Genomic DNA, 4,026 nt, shown 5'->3' on the forward strand with positions numbered 1-4,026 from the left:
CCAGTCCTAAACATATCTTATCATATCTTATAGTATTAGAGGTGAGATGCTTGGTACGGGAAATCATATGTAAAGAGCGTCTTCTTGCAATTATTATCTCGAAGAATTTTTTCAAACCAGGGATTCACTTTGTTACCCCTTATTATTTTTCTCAGCAGCTGGCTTTTTTGAATCACCCCTCAGGAACAATAATTCAGCCTCATGTACATCACTTGGTTCACCGAGAAGTTCAATATACACAAGAAGTGCTTTTTATAAAAAAAGGGAAGCTTCGAGTAGATTTTTACGATGAAGAGCAGAATTATCTGGAAAGTGTCCTGCTTACAGCAGGAGACACGATTCTGCTTGCAGCCGGAGGCCACGGATTCGAGGTGCTAGAAGACGCGGAAATAATCGAAGTAAAGCAAGGCCCGTATGCCGAGTCAGAAGATAAAACAAGGTTTTCTGGAATTTCCTCTGAACGGACCATTCTGAAGGATGAGCCATGAACAAACCTGTCCCAGTTAATGAACCTCTATTGAATGGAAACGAAATAAACTATTTGATAGAAAGCATAAAGTCCGGATGGATTTCTAGTGAAGGCCCATTTGTGAAGCAATTCGAGCAAAAAATGGCTGCTTATGTTGGAAGGAAATATGCAATCGCTGTTTGTAACGGTACTGCTGCGCTTGAACTGGCTGTTGCTGCTTTGAATTTGGATCAGGGAAGCGAAATTATCCTTCCTGCCTTTACAATCATATCTTGCGTTGCAGCAATTATACGCCGAGGATGTGTACCAGTATTGGTGGATAGCGATCCGGTTACATGGAATATGGATGTGAGACAAATCGAGATGAAAATCACCTCGAAAACAAAGGCAATAATGGTTGTTCATATTTATGGTCTTCCGGTCGATATGGATCCGGTGCTCCAGTTGGCAGAAAAATATCACTTGAAAGTAATAGAAGATGCGTCTGAGGTGATTGGGCAAACCTATAAAGGAAGATTTTGCGGTAGCATGGGGGATATAAGCACGTTTAGTTTTTATGCGAACAAGCATATCACGACTGGAGAAGGCGGGATGGTTTTAACGGACTCTGAGGAGCTGGCAGAGCATTGTTCCTTTATGCGTAATCTTTGTTTTAGTCCGAAGAATCGATTTGTACATGAAGAATTGGGGCATAACTTTCGTATGACAAATCTCCAGGCTGCGGTTGGTTTAGCCCAGCTCGAACAGATTGATAATATCATCCAGCGCAAGCAAACAACTGGAAAGCACTATATGGCCTTGCTTTCGAATATTGGATGTTTTCAACTACCGCTAGAATTCAATAGTTATGCGGACAATATTTATTGGGTCTATGGAATTGTGCTGAAGGATGAGGTTCCTTTTGATGCAAATGAAATGATGAAGCGGCTGGAGCTAAAATATATCGGAACACGTCCTTTTTTTTGGCCGATGCACGAGCAGCCGATATTCCGCCGAATGGGGCTATTTTCAAAGGAGTCTTATCCTGTTGCTGAACGGCTTGCACGGAGGGGATTTTATATCCCGAGCGGATTAGCACTCACAGCCGAGCAAAGGATACTTGTTACGAATGCACTAAAAACAATTATAGGGGGGGAAGATATTCAATGAATGTCTTCGGCAACTCTTATTCCAAGTATTACAATTTATTATATCGGGATAAAAATTACACCGCGGAAGCAAACTTTGTGGATCAATGTATTCAACGTTATAATCCGGGAGCGACAACCGTAATTGATCTCGGTTGTGGTACAGGGAAGCATGCAAGTTTGCTTGCGCAGCAAGGATATCAAGTGCTTGGAGTGGATAGTAGTCAAGCCATGCTAGCTATTGCACAAAAGTCTGAAATTCCAGAATGTCTGCATTTTCAGCTTGGTGATCTACGTACTCTGAACTTACCTGAAGTCTTTGATGCTGCCATTTCTTTATTTCATGTCATGTGTTATTTTCATAAGAATGAAGATTTGCAGCTTGTTTTTCAAAATGTTTCTAAGCATCTTGGTAAGGGAGGGATATTTATTTTTGATTGCTGGTATGGTCCTGCTGTGCTTACCCAGCGTCCATCTGTTCGCCTTAAGGAATTGACAGACGATAATATAATTGTCACCCGAATTGCACAACCGTTCATATATGAAAATGAAAATGTAGTCGACGTTCATTATCATATATTCGTGAAAGATAAACATAAAGACACTGTTGAAGAAATTAAAGAGTCCCATCGGATTCGTTACCTGTTTTTGCCTGAAATCGAGGTAATGCTGAAAAGGGCTGGAATCCAGTTGGATGATTGCTTCGAATTTATGACAGGGCATCTTCCAGGATTTGAAACATGGAATGTATGTTATGTGGGTCGAAAGTTATGAAAAAAATAAGATTGTTTCTAAGCTGTACACCTGAATATGGCGGCACCTACCAATATAATCTTAATATACTTGACGCTGTTGCCTCCTTTCCCCTGGAACGATTCGAGGTTGTTGTCCATTACATGCACCAATTTTGGGAGAAGGGGCTTAAGTCCTATTCATGCATGAAAGTGCATACTCCCACAATAGACCGATTGTTTGAGAACTACCCATGTGATCTATGGATCTTTCCGTCTCAAGAGAGCTTGGGTTATCAAAAACCTGTTCCCGTGCTTTCTACTATTCATGATTTAATGCATCGATATGAAAAAAGATTCCCAGAGGTATCAGAAAACGGTGAATATGAATTGCGGGAGGAGAGTTATCTAAATATTTGCAGGTATACAAAAGGTGTATTGGTAGACTCAGAAGTGGGGAAAAGGCATGTTCAGGAATGTTATGGGTTACCTGATGATCAAATTTTCATTTTACCTTACATCCCCCCCAAATATATTTATAAATTTGAAACTATCTCTGATTTCGATGACAGATACAAGCTTCCTCCTAAATTTATTTTCTATCCAGCGCATTTTTGGCAACATAAAAATCACGTAGGGCTAATTTCTGCTATAGACCTGTTAAAAGAAGAACTTCCGGATCTTCACCTGGTATTGGTCGGATCGAAGCACAATGGTTATGAAAAGGTTCTGCAATGTGTAGAAGAGCTGAATTTAGGAACGAACGTTCATTTGATTGGCCATGTTCCTAATCAAGATATTCCTGAATTTTACCGACGAGCACGAGCTATAGTGATGCCTACGTTTTTTGGTCCAACGAATATTCCACCATTGGAGGCATTTGTTATGGGATGTCCAGCAGCAACGTCATCTATTTATGGAATTCCGGATCAGGTTGGTGATGCAGCTTTACTTTTTAATCCTGAATCCGTAAATGAAATTGCGTATTGCGTAAAGCGGCTATGGACGGATGATGAGTTGTGTCGAAGTCTGGTGGAAAAAGGGAAAAAACGCGCTGCCCTTTGGGGAGAAGTACAGTTTAACAAACGGTTGCTGGAAATTGTGGAACATATGACTACTTCATAGATAGGTGGAACATGGATTATGGGTTCTAGAGAAATTTCTCTACATGGTTGGAACCATCGCTGTATACTACCGTATATAATAATTCATTAACAAATTAGGGAGGGTCTTATGTTTCTGGGTTACCTTCGCTATTTTTTTATAAGGATAACATCGAGAAGGGGACATTTTAAATATGGAAAATAATAAGAGTATAAATGAACTACTAAGAATTGTTGCAAGTATTGAAGGATGGTTGGACCATTCTGAACAATTTGCATTATTACATTTACCTTCACTGGTTGACCATCTATACGGAGATATAGTTGAAATCGGTTCATATAAAGGAAAGAGTACAATTGCATTAGGTCTTGGAAGTTATTTAATGAGTACAAAAAAGCGTCCGATTTATGCCATTGACCCATTTGTACCAGATAACCAATTTTATTATGGAAATTATTTTGATACTTTCTGGGATAATATAAAGAATCAAGGACTAGAAGGTAGTGTCATTCCAATTAAAAAGTATAGTACGGAAGCCTATAGTGATTGTCCTAAATCAATAGCAGCTTTATTTATTGATGGTGACCACGAATAT

5 protein-coding genes are annotated in these 4,026 nt (G+C 39.6%); all 5 read left to right on the forward strand.

What is annotated here, in order from left to right; translation table 11 throughout:
* The first annotated feature begins 50 nt into the window (after nt 1–50).
* The gene (locus AC11ZT_RS05805; RefSeq protein ID WP_484058697.1) at nt 51–488 is read left to right on the forward strand and encodes a cupin domain-containing protein; all 438 of its coding nucleotides are present in this window, start codon (nt 51–53) and stop codon (nt 486–488) included.
* Complete coding sequence (locus AC11ZT_RS05810) at nt 485–1,618, forward strand: DegT/DnrJ/EryC1/StrS family aminotransferase (RefSeq protein ID WP_484058698.1); 1,134 nt, start codon at nt 485–487, stop codon at nt 1,616–1,618. Before AC11ZT_RS05805 ends, AC11ZT_RS05810 begins: the two co-directional genes overlap by 4 nt.
* The gene (locus AC11ZT_RS05815) at nt 1,615–2,370 is read left to right on the forward strand and encodes a class I SAM-dependent DNA methyltransferase (RefSeq protein ID WP_484058699.1); all 756 of its coding nucleotides are present in this window, start codon (nt 1,615–1,617) and stop codon (nt 2,368–2,370) included. The genes AC11ZT_RS05810 and AC11ZT_RS05815 overlap by 4 nt, the downstream gene beginning before the upstream one ends.
* Nucleotides 2,367–3,452, forward strand: coding sequence for a glycosyltransferase family 4 protein (locus AC11ZT_RS05820; RefSeq protein WP_484058700.1), 1,086 nt, complete (start codon nt 2,367–2,369; stop codon nt 3,450–3,452). The genes AC11ZT_RS05815 and AC11ZT_RS05820 overlap by 4 nt, the downstream gene beginning before the upstream one ends.
* A 172-nt stretch (nt 3,453–3,624) precedes the next feature.
* Nucleotides 3,625–4,026, forward strand: a 402-nt coding sequence (locus AC11ZT_RS05825) for a class I SAM-dependent methyltransferase (protein ID WP_484058701.1), incomplete at its 3' end; no start/stop codon positions are given.

This window comes from Ectobacillus sp., assembly GCF_056992975.1.

Bases quoted from the DNA above. Each gene is read 5' to 3' on its own strand.
- AC11ZT_RS05810 (WP_484058698.1), top strand. From the start codon at position 485: ATGAACAAACCTGTCCCAGTTAATGAACCTCTATTGAATGGAAACGAA.
- AC11ZT_RS05815 (WP_484058699.1), top strand. From the start codon at position 1,615: ATGAATGTCTTCGGCAACTCTTATTCCAAGTATTACAATTTATTATAT.
- AC11ZT_RS05820 (WP_484058700.1), top strand. From the start codon at position 2,367: ATGAAAAAAATAAGATTGTTTCTAAGCTGTACACCTGAATATGGCGGC.